The following is a 12,058-nucleotide window of genomic DNA, read 5'->3' on the forward strand; positions in this document are numbered from 1 at the left end:
CGTAAACCCGTCCATGGGGGCTCGATGGCGCCATCCATGGCGCCAACGGTCCTGCAAACCCACACCGCCCCGCCTTCGACAGTTTCCCGCGATCCGCAGTAGATCCACGCCATGCGTGGATGGGGTTGCTCAGTTGCAGTTGACCTTCGGCGCCAGCGCCCTGGTCCAGATCGCATAGCCGGCCGGGGTCATGTGCAGCATGTCCTCGCGGAACAGCGTCGCATCCGGCTGGCCGTTGGCGCCGAGCATCGGCGTGTAGATGTCGGTGAAACCGGTGTTGGGCAGCTTGGCCAGCGCGGCCTTGATCAGCGTGTTGGCCTCGTTGATCGCCGGCAGCAGGTGCGCGCGCGACGGGCTCGGCTTGATCGACAGGTACTCCACCTTGGTCTTCGGCAGGTCGCGGTGCACGCGCTGCACGAAGGCAACCACGTCGTCGCGCACCTGCACGGCGCTGCGGCCACTGTTGAGGTCGTTGTCGCCCGCGTAGAAGAACACCTTGCAGGGCGCATACGGCACCACGATGCGGTCGGCGTACCAGGTGCTGTCGCGCACTTCCGAGCCGCCGAAGCCGCGGTTGAACACTGGCTGGCCAGGGAAGTCGGTGGCCAGGCTCTCCCAGAAGCGGATCGAGGAGCTGCCAATGAACTCGATGCCACCGCGCGGCGGCGGGGTGGACTGGTCGGCGCTGGCGAAGCGGGCCATGTCGCCGGCCCAGGCCACGTTGGAGACCTGTTCTGGCACACGGGGCGACTCGGCCGGGCTCAGCGCCTGGGCCAGCGGTGCGGCAGTCAGCAGGCCCAGCATCAACAGGCAGGTACGGCGACGGGACATCAGGCGCTCCAGCAGGCAAGGGGCATCCATCATAGGAGCATGCCCGGGCCGTTGCTTGCCCCTGGCAGGCCGTTCAGCGGGCCGGCGCGGGCTGCGGTTGGCGGCCTTGTGGCAAAATGACCGCCATCTGCCTATTCCTGTGCACCCATGATTCCCTGCCGTGCGTCTGAGCGGTCGCTGCGCCGCGCCCCCGTTGCTGGATGTTCCACCCGTGGCTGATCAGTTCGGCCACCTGCCGCGCGGCCCGCGCCGCATCTTCCAGGCCGCCCGCTGGTCCTGGCAGGGCCTGCGCGCTGCCTGGCTGCACGAGTCCTCGTTCCGGCTTGAGGTCTACCTGCTGATCCTGCTGACGCCGATTGCGATCTGGCTGGGCCAGACGCCGGTCGAACGCGCGCTGCTGATCGGCTCGATGCTGCTGGTGCTGGCGATGGAGCTGGCCAACTCGGCCATCGAAGCGGTGATCGAACGCTACGGCAGTGAGATTCACGAGCTGGCCGGCCGCGCCAAGGACATGGGCTCGGCGGCGGTGTTCGTGCTGATGATGAACGTGTTGCTGTGCTGGGCGCTGGTCGTGGTTCCGCACGCGCTGGCCGGCAACTACGGCTGAAACCCCATTCCCCCACTGCCTTGAAGAGTTTCCATGTCCTTTGAGTTCCTCGCCGACCCCAATGCCTGGGTGACCCTGTTCACGCTCAGCGCGCTGGAAATCGTGCTCGGCATCGACAACCTGGTGTTCATTTCCATTGCTGTCAGCAAGCTGCCGGAAGAGCGCCGCCCGTTCGCCCGCAAGCTCGGCATCGCGGTGGCCTGCATTACCCGCATCGGCCTGCTGGTATCGCTGGCCTACCTGGCGCACATGGCGGCAAACCTGTTCACCGTGGCCGGCATGGGCATCTCCATCCGCGACCTGGTGCTGATCGTTGGCGGCCTGTTCCTGATCATCAAGGGCTGCATGGAGATCAAGGAACTGATCAGCGGTGGCGAGGATGAAGATCCCAGCACCACCAAGGCCTCGGCCGTGTTCGGCTACGTGATCGCGCAGATCGCGGTGATCGACATCGTGTTTTCGCTGGACTCGGTGATCACCGCCGTCGGCATCGCCGACCACATTCCGGTGATGGTCGCCGCGATCCTGCTGTCGGTGATGGTGATGCTGCTGGCCGCCAACCCGCTGGGCCGCTTCATCGATGCCAACCCGACCGTGAAGATGCTGGCGCTCGCCTTCATCCTGATGATCGGCGCGGTGCTGATCCTGGACGGCCTGGACGTGCACGTGCCCAAGCCCTACATCTACGCCGCGATGGGCTTCTCGGTGCTGGTGGAGTGGCTGAACCTGCTGATGCGCCGCCGCGCCCGCGAGCACAACGTGCCGGGCGCCGGCAACTGGTAAGCGCGCCACTGGCGTGTGAGTCCCTCAGAACCCCCGGCATTCCGGGGGTTCTGCGTTGTGGGGGCGAGGTCGGTTCTGCAACGGCATTGTGGTTTTTGCACTTGTGGCTGCGTTCCGGCTTCCACTTGTGAACCAGGATCAACAGTGTTTTCCCGGGGCGAGGCTTAATCCGGCGCAGCAAAGCGCGCAGGCTACGCACTCCCGATTCCCGCCCCCAGGACCCCCCATGAATTCCAGAGCCGCCTTGCTGGCGCTTGCCGTTGGCGCCTTCGCCATCGGAACCACCGAGTTTGCCCCGATGGGCCTGTTGCCGGTCATCGCCGACGGCATCGGCGTTGGCATCCCCACTGCGGGCATGCTGATCACCGCCTATGCCGTGGGCGTGATGCTGGGCGCGCCGGTGATGACCCTGCTGATGGGGCGTTTTGGCAAGCGCACCGCGCTGATGCTGCTGATGTCGATCTTCGTCGCCGGCAATCTGTTGTCTGCGCTGGCGCCGAACTACGGGATGCTGCTGCTGTCGCGCCTGGTCACCAGCCTCAACCACGGTGCCTTCTTCGGCATCGGTGCGGTGGTCGCTGCGAGCCTGGTGCCGAAGGAAAAGCAGGCCGCTGCCGTGGCCACCATGTTCATGGGCCTGACCATCGCCAACATCGGCGGCGTGCCGCTGGCGACCTGGGTGGGGCAGCAGCTGGGCTGGCGCCTGTCCTTCGCCGGTACCGCAGTGCTGGGCCTGGTTGCGATCACTGCGCTGGGTTTCGCGCTGCCGGCATCTGCACCGGGGCCGCGCCCGGACGTGCGCCGCGAACTGAAGGCGATCCTGCAGCCGCAGGTGCTGCTGGCGATGGCCACCACCGTGCTTGGTGCGGGTGCGATGTTCACCCTCTATACCTACGTCGCACCGGTGCTGACCGAATTGACCGGCGCCTCCAATGCCTTCATCGCGATGTCGCTGGCCCTGATCGGCATCGGCTTCACCTTCGGCAACGGCATCGGTGGACGCATGGCTGACTGGTCGCTCGATGGCGCCACACGGATCCTGCTGGCCGTCCTGGCGGTGCTGATGTTCGTGCTGCCGCTGGCCTTCATGAGCCACGCCACCGCGGCGCTGGGTGTACTGCTGTTCGGTGCGGCGACCTTCGCCCTCGTGCCGCCGCTGCAGATCCGGGTGATGCAGGTGGCCAGCGAGGCGCCGGGCCTGGCGTCGTCGATCAACGTGGGTGCATTCAACCTGGGCAATGCGGTAGGTGCTGCGCTGGGGGGGGCGGTGATCAGCTCGGGACTGGGCTACGCCGCGATTCCGGTGGCCGGTGGCCTGCTGGCCGCGTCGGGCCTGCTGCTGGCATGGCTGGGGCGTCCGCGCACTGCGGTGGCTGAGGCCTGCTGAGAGCGAAGCGGTGCCGGGGCGCACCCGTCCCGGCACCGGCACAAGCTCCGAGGTCCTGTTCACTTTGCCGGCCTTGCAGAGACGACTGCGCGGCTAGTCCCGACTGACTAGTGTTTTTTCAGCACGACCTCGTCGGGGTTCCAGTTGTCGTCTGCACCGTCCTGCAATGATTCCGGCACCGCCCAGATAAGTACGCCGGAGTGCTTGCCGGCGAGTTGAAGTGCATGGACCCAGAGTTCCGTCCCCGCTCGATTGAATGCAAGGGAATTCAATGCGATTCCTTCTGGAATGGCGAGGCGAGAGACGTGCTTGCCGGAATCCATGCGCCAGACATCGACGTAACGGCCCGGTGAAGCCCCTGTAACCGTCATCGCGAGCAGCCTGCCATGAGCTGTGCGTGCCAGTGCCTGAGTACCGGCTTTTCGTTCCACCTGAAATGCAGTTTCCCCGGCGGAAAGACGATGAATGCGAAGCACTTCCTTCTGGTCTGTTGGATCACGAGCCTCTTCGGCGACCCAGTCGCCTGCGGCGCTCCCCAACACCAAGCGACCACTGCCTCCGGAACTCATTGGAAAGCTCTTGACCACATCGCCTGATGCAGGTGCAACACCCACCAGGCCGCAACTTGTGAACCAGAGAAGTCCGTCACCCAGATCCGGTGCTGGACCTGAGGAGCAGGATTGCATGTAGCCAAAGACGCGCCGCCTCAAGTTGGTTCTGTCTTTCCAGAGCGCCTTCATCTCGATGGCGTCTCCTGATCCTGTGTCCATGATCCGCTCGGGGAAGCGCTCCTCCGTCGCCATGTGAGGCTCCGAGTAGAGATAGGAGTTGCCACCTGCATCGAGTTGCCAACGAGGGGCCATACTGCTCTGCATGCAACGGTCGCTTCGGATCGACCCGGTCCCATCAACGCTGATCCACACAGGACAGGACGTAAGAATCTGTTGAGTCAGGCTTGGCTCGATTGTGGTCAGGGCCCATAACCCACCCTTTGGGTCGACCTTTGTCTCGATGACCCGCCGGCCTTCGCCCATCTGCCAAGCCGCGATGCGCTCATTCTTCTTCGCAACGACGTAACCGTATGAATCGTCGGCGCCTGACGTCACATGGAACTGATCCTTGGGCAGCGAACGAATCTGGCCAGAGTTGTTGCCGGGTTGAATCCCCTCGATTGGGAACCACCGCAGCATCGTCGTCGCGCCATCCACGGGCAGAGGAGGGACGATGCGCTGAACCGACGTCTCATCGCTTGGGTTGAACAGATTTGAAATGACATCCAATGATGTTTCAGGGCCCGCTGGGAGCGTAGATACCAGCGCCTGCACCTGGTCTGAGAATTCCTGGCTGGCGCTGTTCTCTGTGATCATCTCGGTCTCCCAATGCGGGTAGGGCACGCCGGCGACCCCCGGAATGGATGCGAAGGCCTTCCACTTGACACGGCGTTGCTCCTGGCGCCGTTCTGCATACCAGAGCAGCGTCTGCGAAGGAGCGCCTGTCAGACCCGTCAGGTCGATCAGAACAACGTGCTTATCGCCCGACCTGCGTCGCGAGGTGTCAATGTACGAACTGGAGAATGTCCGCCGATCCACAGTCAGATCAGTGAACGCGGCGCCGGTGGGGTCAATATCGGATGGAGACAGCTGTTCCACGTGAGTACGCCAGCGCGATTTCTCTTCGGGGGCGATAACCCCTGCCGATGCCGCCACATCAATAGCAGCAAGGTTCTGTGCGAACGCGATTGCACTCTTCTCAGGGTGGAAGTGTCCGTAGACCTTGATCCACTCCCGTTCCATGTCTCCCAGGATGGGTTGAGTGTCATCCCTCAGGCGGAATGCGCTGGAAAAGTAGCTTCGCGCGCGTAGCGCTGTGCTGACCGCCTGCGTCGACGCTGACACGATGGAGGCCTTGCCCATGTAGCTGTCACGCCCGACGTGAAGCAGCATGTCCCGGGCTTGGGTATCGTCTGGCGCGATGAGAACAGGCGCGGGCGTCGGAGCACCCCGCGTGGGATCCGGGGTTGGCTGGGCGCACGCCGTTGGCATGAGCAGAGCGATGATCGCCGCTGTTGAGAGAATTTTGTGCATGATCGAGGTCGATGTCCATTTCCCGACCGATGGCTGCTGCCTCTGAGCAGGGCGGGCGGTTCGAGTGCGAGATCCCCGCACTATCTGATGCGGAATTTGTGTTGGGCCATGCAATAAGTACGAAATGGGCCCGCGCTTGCCCTACCCGGGGGGGGACGGCTCGCCGGCGGAAGGCGGAAGCCAAGGGCAGAGCAGCTCGCAGGCTCTGCGTGGTCGCGCGGACCCGGCCAAGGTAATGCGCCAGACCCTTAGCGTCGGTACCTGCTGGCCTGGACCCATTGGCCCTGCCGGATTCCTGTTCATTTCCACACGCTCGTTAACACTGGCCGTGGCATGCTCTGCGCCAAGTCCACCCGGAACCTCCGCCATGCGCCTGTTCACCCGTGTCCTGCCCCTGATGCTGCTGGCCTCCCTGTTGTCCGGCTGCGGCTACAACGCCATCCAGCAGAAGGATGAGGCGGTCAAGGCCAGCTGGTCAGAAGTGCTCAACCAGTACAAGCGCCGCGCCGACCTGGTGCCCAACCTGGTGCAGACCGTCAAAGGTTTCGCCAGCCAGGAAGAGCGCGTGCTGACCGAAGTCACCAACGCCCGCTCGCGTGTCGGCCAGATCAACGTCAACGCCGATGACGAAGCCTCGCTCAAGCAGTTCCAGCAGGCCCAGGGTGAACTCGGCAGCGCGCTGTCGCGGCTGCTGGTGGTGACCGAGAACTATCCGGTGCTGAAGTCCGACCAGAACTTCCGCGACCTGCAGGCCCAGCTGGAAGGCACCGAGAACCGCATCACCGTTGCCCGCGGCCGCTACATCCAGCAGGTGCAGGACTACAACACCTACATCCGCTCGTTCCCGCAGGTGATCACCGCCAAGATCTTCGGCTACAAGACCAAGCCGAACTTCACCGTTGACAACGAAGCGCAGATCTCCAACGCACCGGCGGTGGATTTCGGCAACGCGCCGCAGCAGCAGCCGGCACCGCAGCCGGGCCACTGACCGATGCGCCTGGCCACTGCGCTGCTGGCCCTGCTGCTGTGGCTGCCGCTGGCGGCGCAGGCCCAGCAGCTGGCGCCGATTCCGGCGCTGGATTCGCCGGTGGTCGACACCACCGGCACGCTGGAGGCTGCGCAGAAGCAGGCACTGGTGCAGCAGGCGCTGGACCTGCAACAGCGCAAGGGCAGCCAGCTGCAGGTGCTGGTGGTACCCACCACCCAGCCGGAGGACATCGCGCAGTACACCACGCGGGTCTTCGACCAGTGGCAGATCGGCCGCAAGGGCGTCGATGACGGCGTGCTGCTGGTGGTGGCCAAGGACGACCGGCGCGTGCGGATCGAGCCGGGTTACGGCCTGGAAGGCGCGATTCCCGATGCCATCGCCAACCGGGTCATCCAGGAATACCTGGTGCCGCGTTTCCGCGCCGGCGACTACGCCGGGGGCATCACCGATGCCACCGCCGTGCTGGTCAAGCTGATCGATGGCGAAACGCTGCCGGCACCGGTCAGTGGCCATCGTGGGCGCGAGCCGGGTGGCGGCGGCGATGCCTGGTTTCTGGCGCTGTTCATCGGTGTGTTCGCCGGCAGCATCCTGCGCGGCGTGTTCGCGCGCGTGCCGCGCCCGCTGCGTGGCCTGCTCGGCGGCGCTGGCGCAGCCGTGGCGGCGTTCCTGTTCACCTCCACCCTGCTGGCCAGTGGCCTGGCCGGCGTGGTTGGCCTGATCGTGGCGATGCTGTCCGGCCATCCGGGGCGCTTTGCCGGCGGTGGTGGCTGGGGCGGTGGCAGCTGGGGCGGGGGAGGCGGCTTCGGCGGTGGTGGTGGATTCGGCGGCGGAGGCGGCTGGGGCGGCGGCGGTGGCCGTTCCGGTGGCGGTGGCGCTTCGGGAGGCTGGTGATGATCCAACGTCTGTTCCGCCATGTATGTTCGCCGTCGGTACGTCGCGCGTTCCCGCCAGCCACGCTGCAGGCGATCACCGAGGCCATCGCGGCCGGTGAGCAGCGCCACGGCGGTCAGGTGATGTTCGCGGTGGAGGCCGATCTGCCGCTGGCCGCGTTGTGGCACAAGGTCACCCCGAGGCAGGCCGCCGAGCATGCCTTCGCACGCCTGCGCACCTGGGACACCGCCCACAACAACGGCGTGCTGATCTACCTGCTGCTGGCCGACCATGCCATCGAGATCGTCGCCGACCGCGGCCTGCATGGCCGGGTCAGCCCGGCGCAGTGGCAGCGGGTCTGCACCCATCTGCGCGAGGGCCTGCGCGGTTCCAATCCGGTGGAAGCGCTGCAGGATGCCATCGACGAGGTCTCCAGCCTGATCGAAGGGCACTTTCCGGCCTCGACCCGGTCGAACGATGACGCGTTGCCGAACTCGCCCCAGCTCCTTGGTTGAGCCGGGGCGGCACTGGCCCGAGAATAGGCGTTCAACCGCAAGGCACCTTCCATGATCTATTTCCACGACATCGACCCCATCGCCCTCTCGCTGGGGCCGATCAAGGTGCACTGGTACGGCATCATGTACCTGCTCGGCTTCACTGCGGCCTGGCTGCTGGGCCGCACGCGCATCGCCGCCGGGCGCCTGCCGGGCGTCGATGCCAACGGCTTCTCCGACCTGTTGTTCTACGCCATGCTCGGCGTGGTGCTGGGCGGCCGCATCGGCTACATGCTGTTCTACGCGCTGGGCGATTTCCTGCACAACCCGCTGCTGCTGTTCAAGGTGTGGGACGGCGGCATGAGTTTCCATGGCGGCCTGCTGGGCGTGCTGGGTGCCTGCTGGTGGTGGTCGCGCAAGCACGCGCTGCACTTCTTCGACACCATGGATTTCATGGCGCCGCTGGTACCGCTGGGCCTGGGCTTTGGTCGCATCGGCAACTTCATCGGCGCCGAGCTGTGGGGCAAGTACACCGACGGCACGTGGGGCGTGGTGTTCCCGTCGGGCCTGCCGGCGCCGCTGAACCAGTTGGACCATGCGACCCTGCAGGCGCAGTTCGCCACCGGCGCGCTGAACCAGTTCGCCCGCCATCCCTCGCAGCTGTATGAAGCGTTCCTGGAAGGCCTGGTGATGTTCGTGGTGCTGTGGACGGTGTCGGCCAAGCCGCGCCACCGTTACCTGGTCGGCGGCCTGTTCGCGCTGATGTACGGCCTGTTCCGCTTCGCCGTCGAATTCGTACGCATGCCCGACAACGGCGTCTATGTGGCCTTCGACTGGCTGACCCGTGGCCAGATCCTCAGCCTGCCGCTCATCGCCTTCGGCCTGGTGCTGCTGGCGATGTCGCGCCGCGCGCCGGTGCTGCAGCCGCAACCGGTGATGGCTGCGGAGGGCAAGGCATGAAGGCCTACCTGGATCTGCTCGCGCATGTGCTGGAACATGGCGCGGAGAAGAGCGACCGCACCGGCACCGGCACCCGCAGCGTGTTCGGCTGGCAGATGCGCTTCGACCTCAATGAAGGTTTCCCGCTGGTCACCACCAAGAAGCTGCACCTGCGCTCGATCATCCACGAGCTGCTGTGGTTCCTGAAGGGCGATACCAACATCGGCTACCTGAAGGACAACCAGGTACGCATCTGGGACGAGTGGGCCGACGAGAACGGCGATCTCGGCCCGGTCTACGGCAAGCAGTGGCGCAGCTGGGCCACCGCCGATGGCCGCGAGATCGACCAGATGCAGTGGCTGGTGGACGAGATCAAGCGCAACCCCGATTCGCGCCGGCTGGTGGTCAGCGCCTGGAACGTGGGCGAGCTTTCGCAGATGGCGCTGATGCCGTGCCACAACCTGTTCCAGTTCTACGTGGTGGACGGCAAGCTCAGCTGCCAGCTGTACCAGCGCAGCGGCGACATCTTCCTCGGCGTGCCGTTCAACATCGCCAGCTATGCGCTGCTGACCCACATGGTGGCGCAGGCCACGGGCCTGGGCGTGGGCGACTTCGTGCATACGCTGGGCGACGCGCACCTGTATTCGAACCACTTCGAGCAGGCGCGCGAGCAGCTTTCGCGTGAACCGCGCGCGCTGCCGAAGCTGTGGTTGAACCCGGAGGTGAGCGACCTGTTCGGCTTCCGGTTCGACGACATCCGCATCGACGGCTATGACCCGCACCCGGCGATCAAGGCGCCGGTGGCGGTGTGAGTGCCATGAAGCTCTCGATGATCGTGGCGCTGGACCGCAACCGTGGCATCGGCCAGGGCAATGCCATGCCCTGGCACCTGCCGGATGATTTCAAGCACTTCAAGGCGCTCACCCTGGGCAAGCCGATCCTGATGGGGCGCAAGACGGCCGAGTCGATCGGCCGCGTACTGCCGGGGCGCACCAACCTGGTGCTGACCCGCAGCGGCCAGGTGCCGTTCGCGGGCATGCGCGCGGTGGCGTCGCTGGACGAGGCGAAGGCGATTGCCGAAGGCGAGGGCGCCAGCGAGCTGTGCATCATCGGCGGCGGCGAGATCTTCCACCAACTGCTGGACCAGGCCAGCGACCTGTACCTGACCTGGGTCGATGCCGAAGTCCCCGCCGACACCCATTTCCCCGATGTGGCCGTGCAGGACTGGCGGGAAGTGAGCAGCGAGCCGCATCCGGCCGATGACCGCCACGCCTATGCGTTCCGCTTCGTGCATTACGTGCGCCGCTGAGGATGGTTTTCTGTAGAGCCGAGCCATGCTCGGCTGCTGTTGCCTGATACCTCCCGTAGCCGAGCATGGCCCGGCTCTGCAGGTGCCTACGGCATCCGGTAATGCCCGATGATCGCGTGCTGGAACAGCAGGTTCTCTTCACGCGTGCCGCGCGCGATGTTGTGCAGCACCAGCGGTGTGCCATTGGCCAGCCTCCGGTCGGAGACGATGCCGACATGCAGCAGACCGTTGCCGTTGAGCTTCCAGGCCACGATGTCACCGGCCGCATAGTCGGTGGCGAGGGCGGTGATCGGTTGCTGCCAGCCCTGCCGTTCGAACCAGCGCATCAGGTTCGGCACACGCCGATGATCAATGTTGCGGTCCGGCCGTGACAGGCCCCAGATCGCGGGATACGCGCTGAAGTTGCCGCGCATGTCTTCATGCACGCGCGCCTGCAGGTCCAGTCCCTGGCTGCGCAGGGCGCGCACCACCACGTCGGTGCACACGCCGCGATCAAGCGGGACGTCGCCGCCGGGATAGGACAGGACCTGGTAGGCGGGATCGTAACGGGTGGTGACGCCGATCTGTGCGCGCGCTGCGGCCACCAGTGGCGGTGAAGGGGCCTGCGGCTGCGATGGCGTGGGGGCGGCGTTTCCGCCGCCGGTGGGAGCCGGCGGCGAAGCAGGCTGGCAGCCGCTGGCCAGGGCCAGCGTCAGCAGCAGCACCCTCCATGGTGCCCAGCCGCGTCGCGTCATGCCTGCGGCGCGGCGCCGTTGTTGTGGGGTCCACCGGAGCCTCCACCGCCACCACCTCGACGGCGACGACGGCGCGGACCACGGTTGCCCGGGTTGGCAGCAGCGGCGTTGCCGCCGCCCTGTTCCTTGCCCTGCACCGCAGCGGCGGGGCGCTCGTGCGCCGGTCGCGCAGGCGGGCGGGCGTGGGGTACGGGTGCCGGTACATCACGGCCCGGTACCTGCACCACGCGCAGCTCGTCGGTATCGAGCTGGATCGCGGTCAGCTTGCCGCCCCAGACTGCGCCGGTGTCGATGGCGTGCACGCCCTGGGTGATGGTCAGGCCCAGCGCCGACCAGTGGCCGCAGACGATCTTGAGGTCGCGCTCGACCCGTCCAGGTACTTCGAACCAGGGGTAGAGTCCCTGTTCCTGCGTGCCAGGGGTGCCCTTGTCCTCGATGCCGATGCGCCCGCGCGGGGTGCAGTAGCGCATGCGGGTGAGCACGTTGATGATCGCACGCGAACGGTCGTAGCCGGACAGGTTCGGCGCCCAGCTTGGCTTGTCGCCGTACATGTTGCGGAACAGCTTGCGGTAGCCGGCGCCGTGCAGCTGCACCTCGACTTCGGCGGCGTGCTTCTCTGCCATCTGCGTGGTCCACTTCGGCGCCAGGCCGGCGTGCACCATCATCCAGCCCAGCTCGCGATCCACATGCACCAGCTTCTGCAGGCGCAGCCAGTCCAGCAGTTCGTCGCGGTCCTCGGCCTGCACGATGCGCAGCAGGTCCGGGTTGACCTTGCGCTGCTCCTCTTCGGTGCGTGCACCGACGGCCAGCAGCGAAAGATCATGGTTGCCCAGCACCACCACGCTGTGCTCGCGCAGCGAATGCACCAGCCGCAGCGTTTCCAGCGACTGACCGCCACGGTTGACCAGGTCGCCGCAGAACCACAGGGTGTCCTGGGCCGGGTCGAAGCGGATCTTCTCCAGCAACCGCTGGGTAACGTCGTAGCAGCCCTGCAGGTCGCCGATCGCCCACACACTCATCGTTCGGCCTCCG

13 protein-coding genes are annotated in these 12,058 nt (G+C 66.0%); 9 read left to right on the forward strand and 4 right to left on the reverse strand.

Translation table 11 applies throughout. The annotated features are described in order from the left end of the window. Positions 1 to 129 precede the first annotated feature (129 nt). Positions 130 to 831 (reverse strand): SGNH/GDSL hydrolase family protein, encoded by a 702-nt coding sequence (locus PEM_RS01830; RefSeq protein ID WP_032953953.1) that lies wholly within the window; start codon positions 829 to 831, stop codon positions 130 to 132. A gap of 211 nt (positions 832 to 1,042) precedes the next feature. Between PEM_RS01830 and PEM_RS01835 the strand changes: the two genes are divergently transcribed. From PEM_RS01835 to PEM_RS01845, 3 genes are all read left to right on the forward strand, one after another. Then, positions 1,043 to 1,438: a diacylglycerol kinase gene (locus PEM_RS01835; RefSeq protein WP_005415335.1), complete on the forward strand. Its 396-nt coding sequence runs from the start codon at positions 1,043 to 1,045 to the stop codon at positions 1,436 to 1,438. A gap of 33 nt (positions 1,439 to 1,471) precedes the next feature. Next, the gene (locus PEM_RS01840; protein ID WP_005415336.1) at positions 1,472 to 2,221 is read left to right on the forward strand and encodes a TerC family protein; all 750 of its coding nucleotides are present in this window, start codon (positions 1,472 to 1,474) and stop codon (positions 2,219 to 2,221) included. 226 nt (positions 2,222 to 2,447) lie between these two features. Beyond that, the gene (locus PEM_RS01845; protein ID WP_111129558.1) at positions 2,448 to 3,608 is read left to right on the forward strand and encodes an MFS transporter; all 1,161 of its coding nucleotides are present in this window, start codon (positions 2,448 to 2,450) and stop codon (positions 3,606 to 3,608) included. A gap of 107 nt (positions 3,609 to 3,715) precedes the next feature. Here PEM_RS01845 and PEM_RS01850 read toward each other — a convergent pair whose 3' ends face one another. Further along, positions 3,716 to 5,692 carry a hypothetical protein gene (locus PEM_RS01850; RefSeq protein WP_111129557.1) on the reverse strand — a complete coding sequence of 659 codons (1,977 nt, stop codon included), beginning with the start codon at positions 5,690 to 5,692 and terminating at the stop codon, positions 3,716 to 3,718. A 367-nt stretch (positions 5,693 to 6,059) separates the two neighbouring features. Between PEM_RS01850 and PEM_RS01855 the strand changes: the two genes are divergently transcribed. The 6 genes from PEM_RS01855 to PEM_RS01880 are packed head-to-tail and all read left to right on the forward strand — an operon-like array spanning position 6,060 to position 10,292. Beyond that, positions 6,060 to 6,680, forward strand: coding sequence for a LemA family protein (locus PEM_RS01855; protein WP_005415338.1), 621 nt, complete (start codon positions 6,060 to 6,062; stop codon positions 6,678 to 6,680). 3 nt (positions 6,681 to 6,683) lie between these two features. Further along, entirely contained in the window at positions 6,684 to 7,571 is an 888-nt protein-coding gene (locus PEM_RS01860) for a TPM domain-containing protein (RefSeq protein ID WP_005415339.1), read from the forward strand. Then, on the forward strand, positions 7,571 to 8,065 hold the full coding sequence (locus tag PEM_RS01865) for a TPM domain-containing protein (protein WP_005415340.1): 495 nt from the start codon (positions 7,571 to 7,573) through the stop codon (positions 8,063 to 8,065). The genes PEM_RS01860 and PEM_RS01865 overlap by 1 nt, the downstream gene beginning before the upstream one ends. 51 nt (positions 8,066 to 8,116) lie before the next feature. After that, a complete protein-coding gene (gene lgt, locus PEM_RS01870; RefSeq protein ID WP_005415341.1) occupies positions 8,117 to 9,004 on the forward strand; it encodes a prolipoprotein diacylglyceryl transferase in 888 nt (295 codons plus the stop codon). Then, on the forward strand, positions 9,001 to 9,795 hold the full coding sequence (locus PEM_RS01875; RefSeq protein ID WP_005415342.1) for a thymidylate synthase: 795 nt from the start codon (positions 9,001 to 9,003) through the stop codon (positions 9,793 to 9,795). The genes lgt and PEM_RS01875 overlap by 4 nt, the downstream gene beginning before the upstream one ends. 5 nt (positions 9,796 to 9,800) lie before the next feature. Beyond that, positions 9,801 to 10,292 (forward strand): dihydrofolate reductase, encoded by a 492-nt coding sequence (locus PEM_RS01880; protein ID WP_032953943.1) that lies wholly within the window; start codon positions 9,801 to 9,803, stop codon positions 10,290 to 10,292. A gap of 86 nt (positions 10,293 to 10,378) precedes the next feature. On the opposite strand, the gene PEM_RS01885 is transcribed toward PEM_RS01880, so the two are convergent. Continuing rightward, positions 10,379 to 11,026: a DUF1287 domain-containing protein gene (locus PEM_RS01885; RefSeq protein WP_032953945.1), complete on the reverse strand. Its 648-nt coding sequence runs from the start codon at positions 11,024 to 11,026 to the stop codon at positions 10,379 to 10,381. Continuing rightward, entirely contained in the window at positions 11,023 to 12,045 is a 1,023-nt protein-coding gene (locus PEM_RS01890) for a symmetrical bis(5'-nucleosyl)-tetraphosphatase (RefSeq protein ID WP_005415345.1), read from the reverse strand. The genes PEM_RS01885 and PEM_RS01890 overlap by 4 nt, the downstream gene beginning before the upstream one ends. Positions 12,046 to 12,058 lie beyond the last annotated feature (13 nt).

The organism is Stenotrophomonas sp. Pemsol (assembly GCF_003586545.1).
Lineage (GTDB): Bacteria > Pseudomonadota > Gammaproteobacteria > Xanthomonadales > Xanthomonadaceae > Stenotrophomonas > Stenotrophomonas sepilia.

Coding starts and splice junctions, on each gene's coding strand:
- PEM_RS01845 (WP_111129558.1), top strand. CDS start 2,448: ATGAATTCCAGAGCCGCCTTGCTGGCGCTTGCCGTTGGCGCCTTCGCC.
- PEM_RS01855 (WP_005415338.1), top strand. CDS start 6,060: ATGCGCCTGTTCACCCGTGTCCTGCCCCTGATGCTGCTGGCCTCCCTG.
- lgt (WP_005415341.1), top strand. CDS start 8,117: ATGATCTATTTCCACGACATCGACCCCATCGCCCTCTCGCTGGGGCCG.
- PEM_RS01830 (WP_032953953.1), bottom strand. CDS start 831: ATGTCCCGTCGCCGTACCTGCCTGTTGATGCTGGGCCTGCTGACTGCC.
- PEM_RS01890 (WP_005415345.1), bottom strand. CDS start 12,045: ATGAGTGTGTGGGCGATCGGCGACCTGCAGGGCTGCTACGACGTTACC.
- PEM_RS01850 (WP_111129557.1), bottom strand. CDS start 5,692: ATGCACAAAATTCTCTCAACAGCGGCGATCATCGCTCTGCTCATGCCA.
- PEM_RS01880 (WP_032953943.1), top strand. CDS start 9,801: ATGAAGCTCTCGATGATCGTGGCGCTGGACCGCAACCGTGGCATCGGC.
- PEM_RS01885 (WP_032953945.1), bottom strand. CDS start 11,026: ATGACGCGACGCGGCTGGGCACCATGGAGGGTGCTGCTGCTGACGCTG.
- PEM_RS01865 (WP_005415340.1), top strand. CDS start 7,571: ATGATCCAACGTCTGTTCCGCCATGTATGTTCGCCGTCGGTACGTCGC.
- PEM_RS01875 (WP_005415342.1), top strand. CDS start 9,001: ATGAAGGCCTACCTGGATCTGCTCGCGCATGTGCTGGAACATGGCGCG.
- PEM_RS01840 (WP_005415336.1), top strand. CDS start 1,472: ATGTCCTTTGAGTTCCTCGCCGACCCCAATGCCTGGGTGACCCTGTTC.
- PEM_RS01860 (WP_005415339.1), top strand. CDS start 6,684: ATGCGCCTGGCCACTGCGCTGCTGGCCCTGCTGCTGTGGCTGCCGCTG.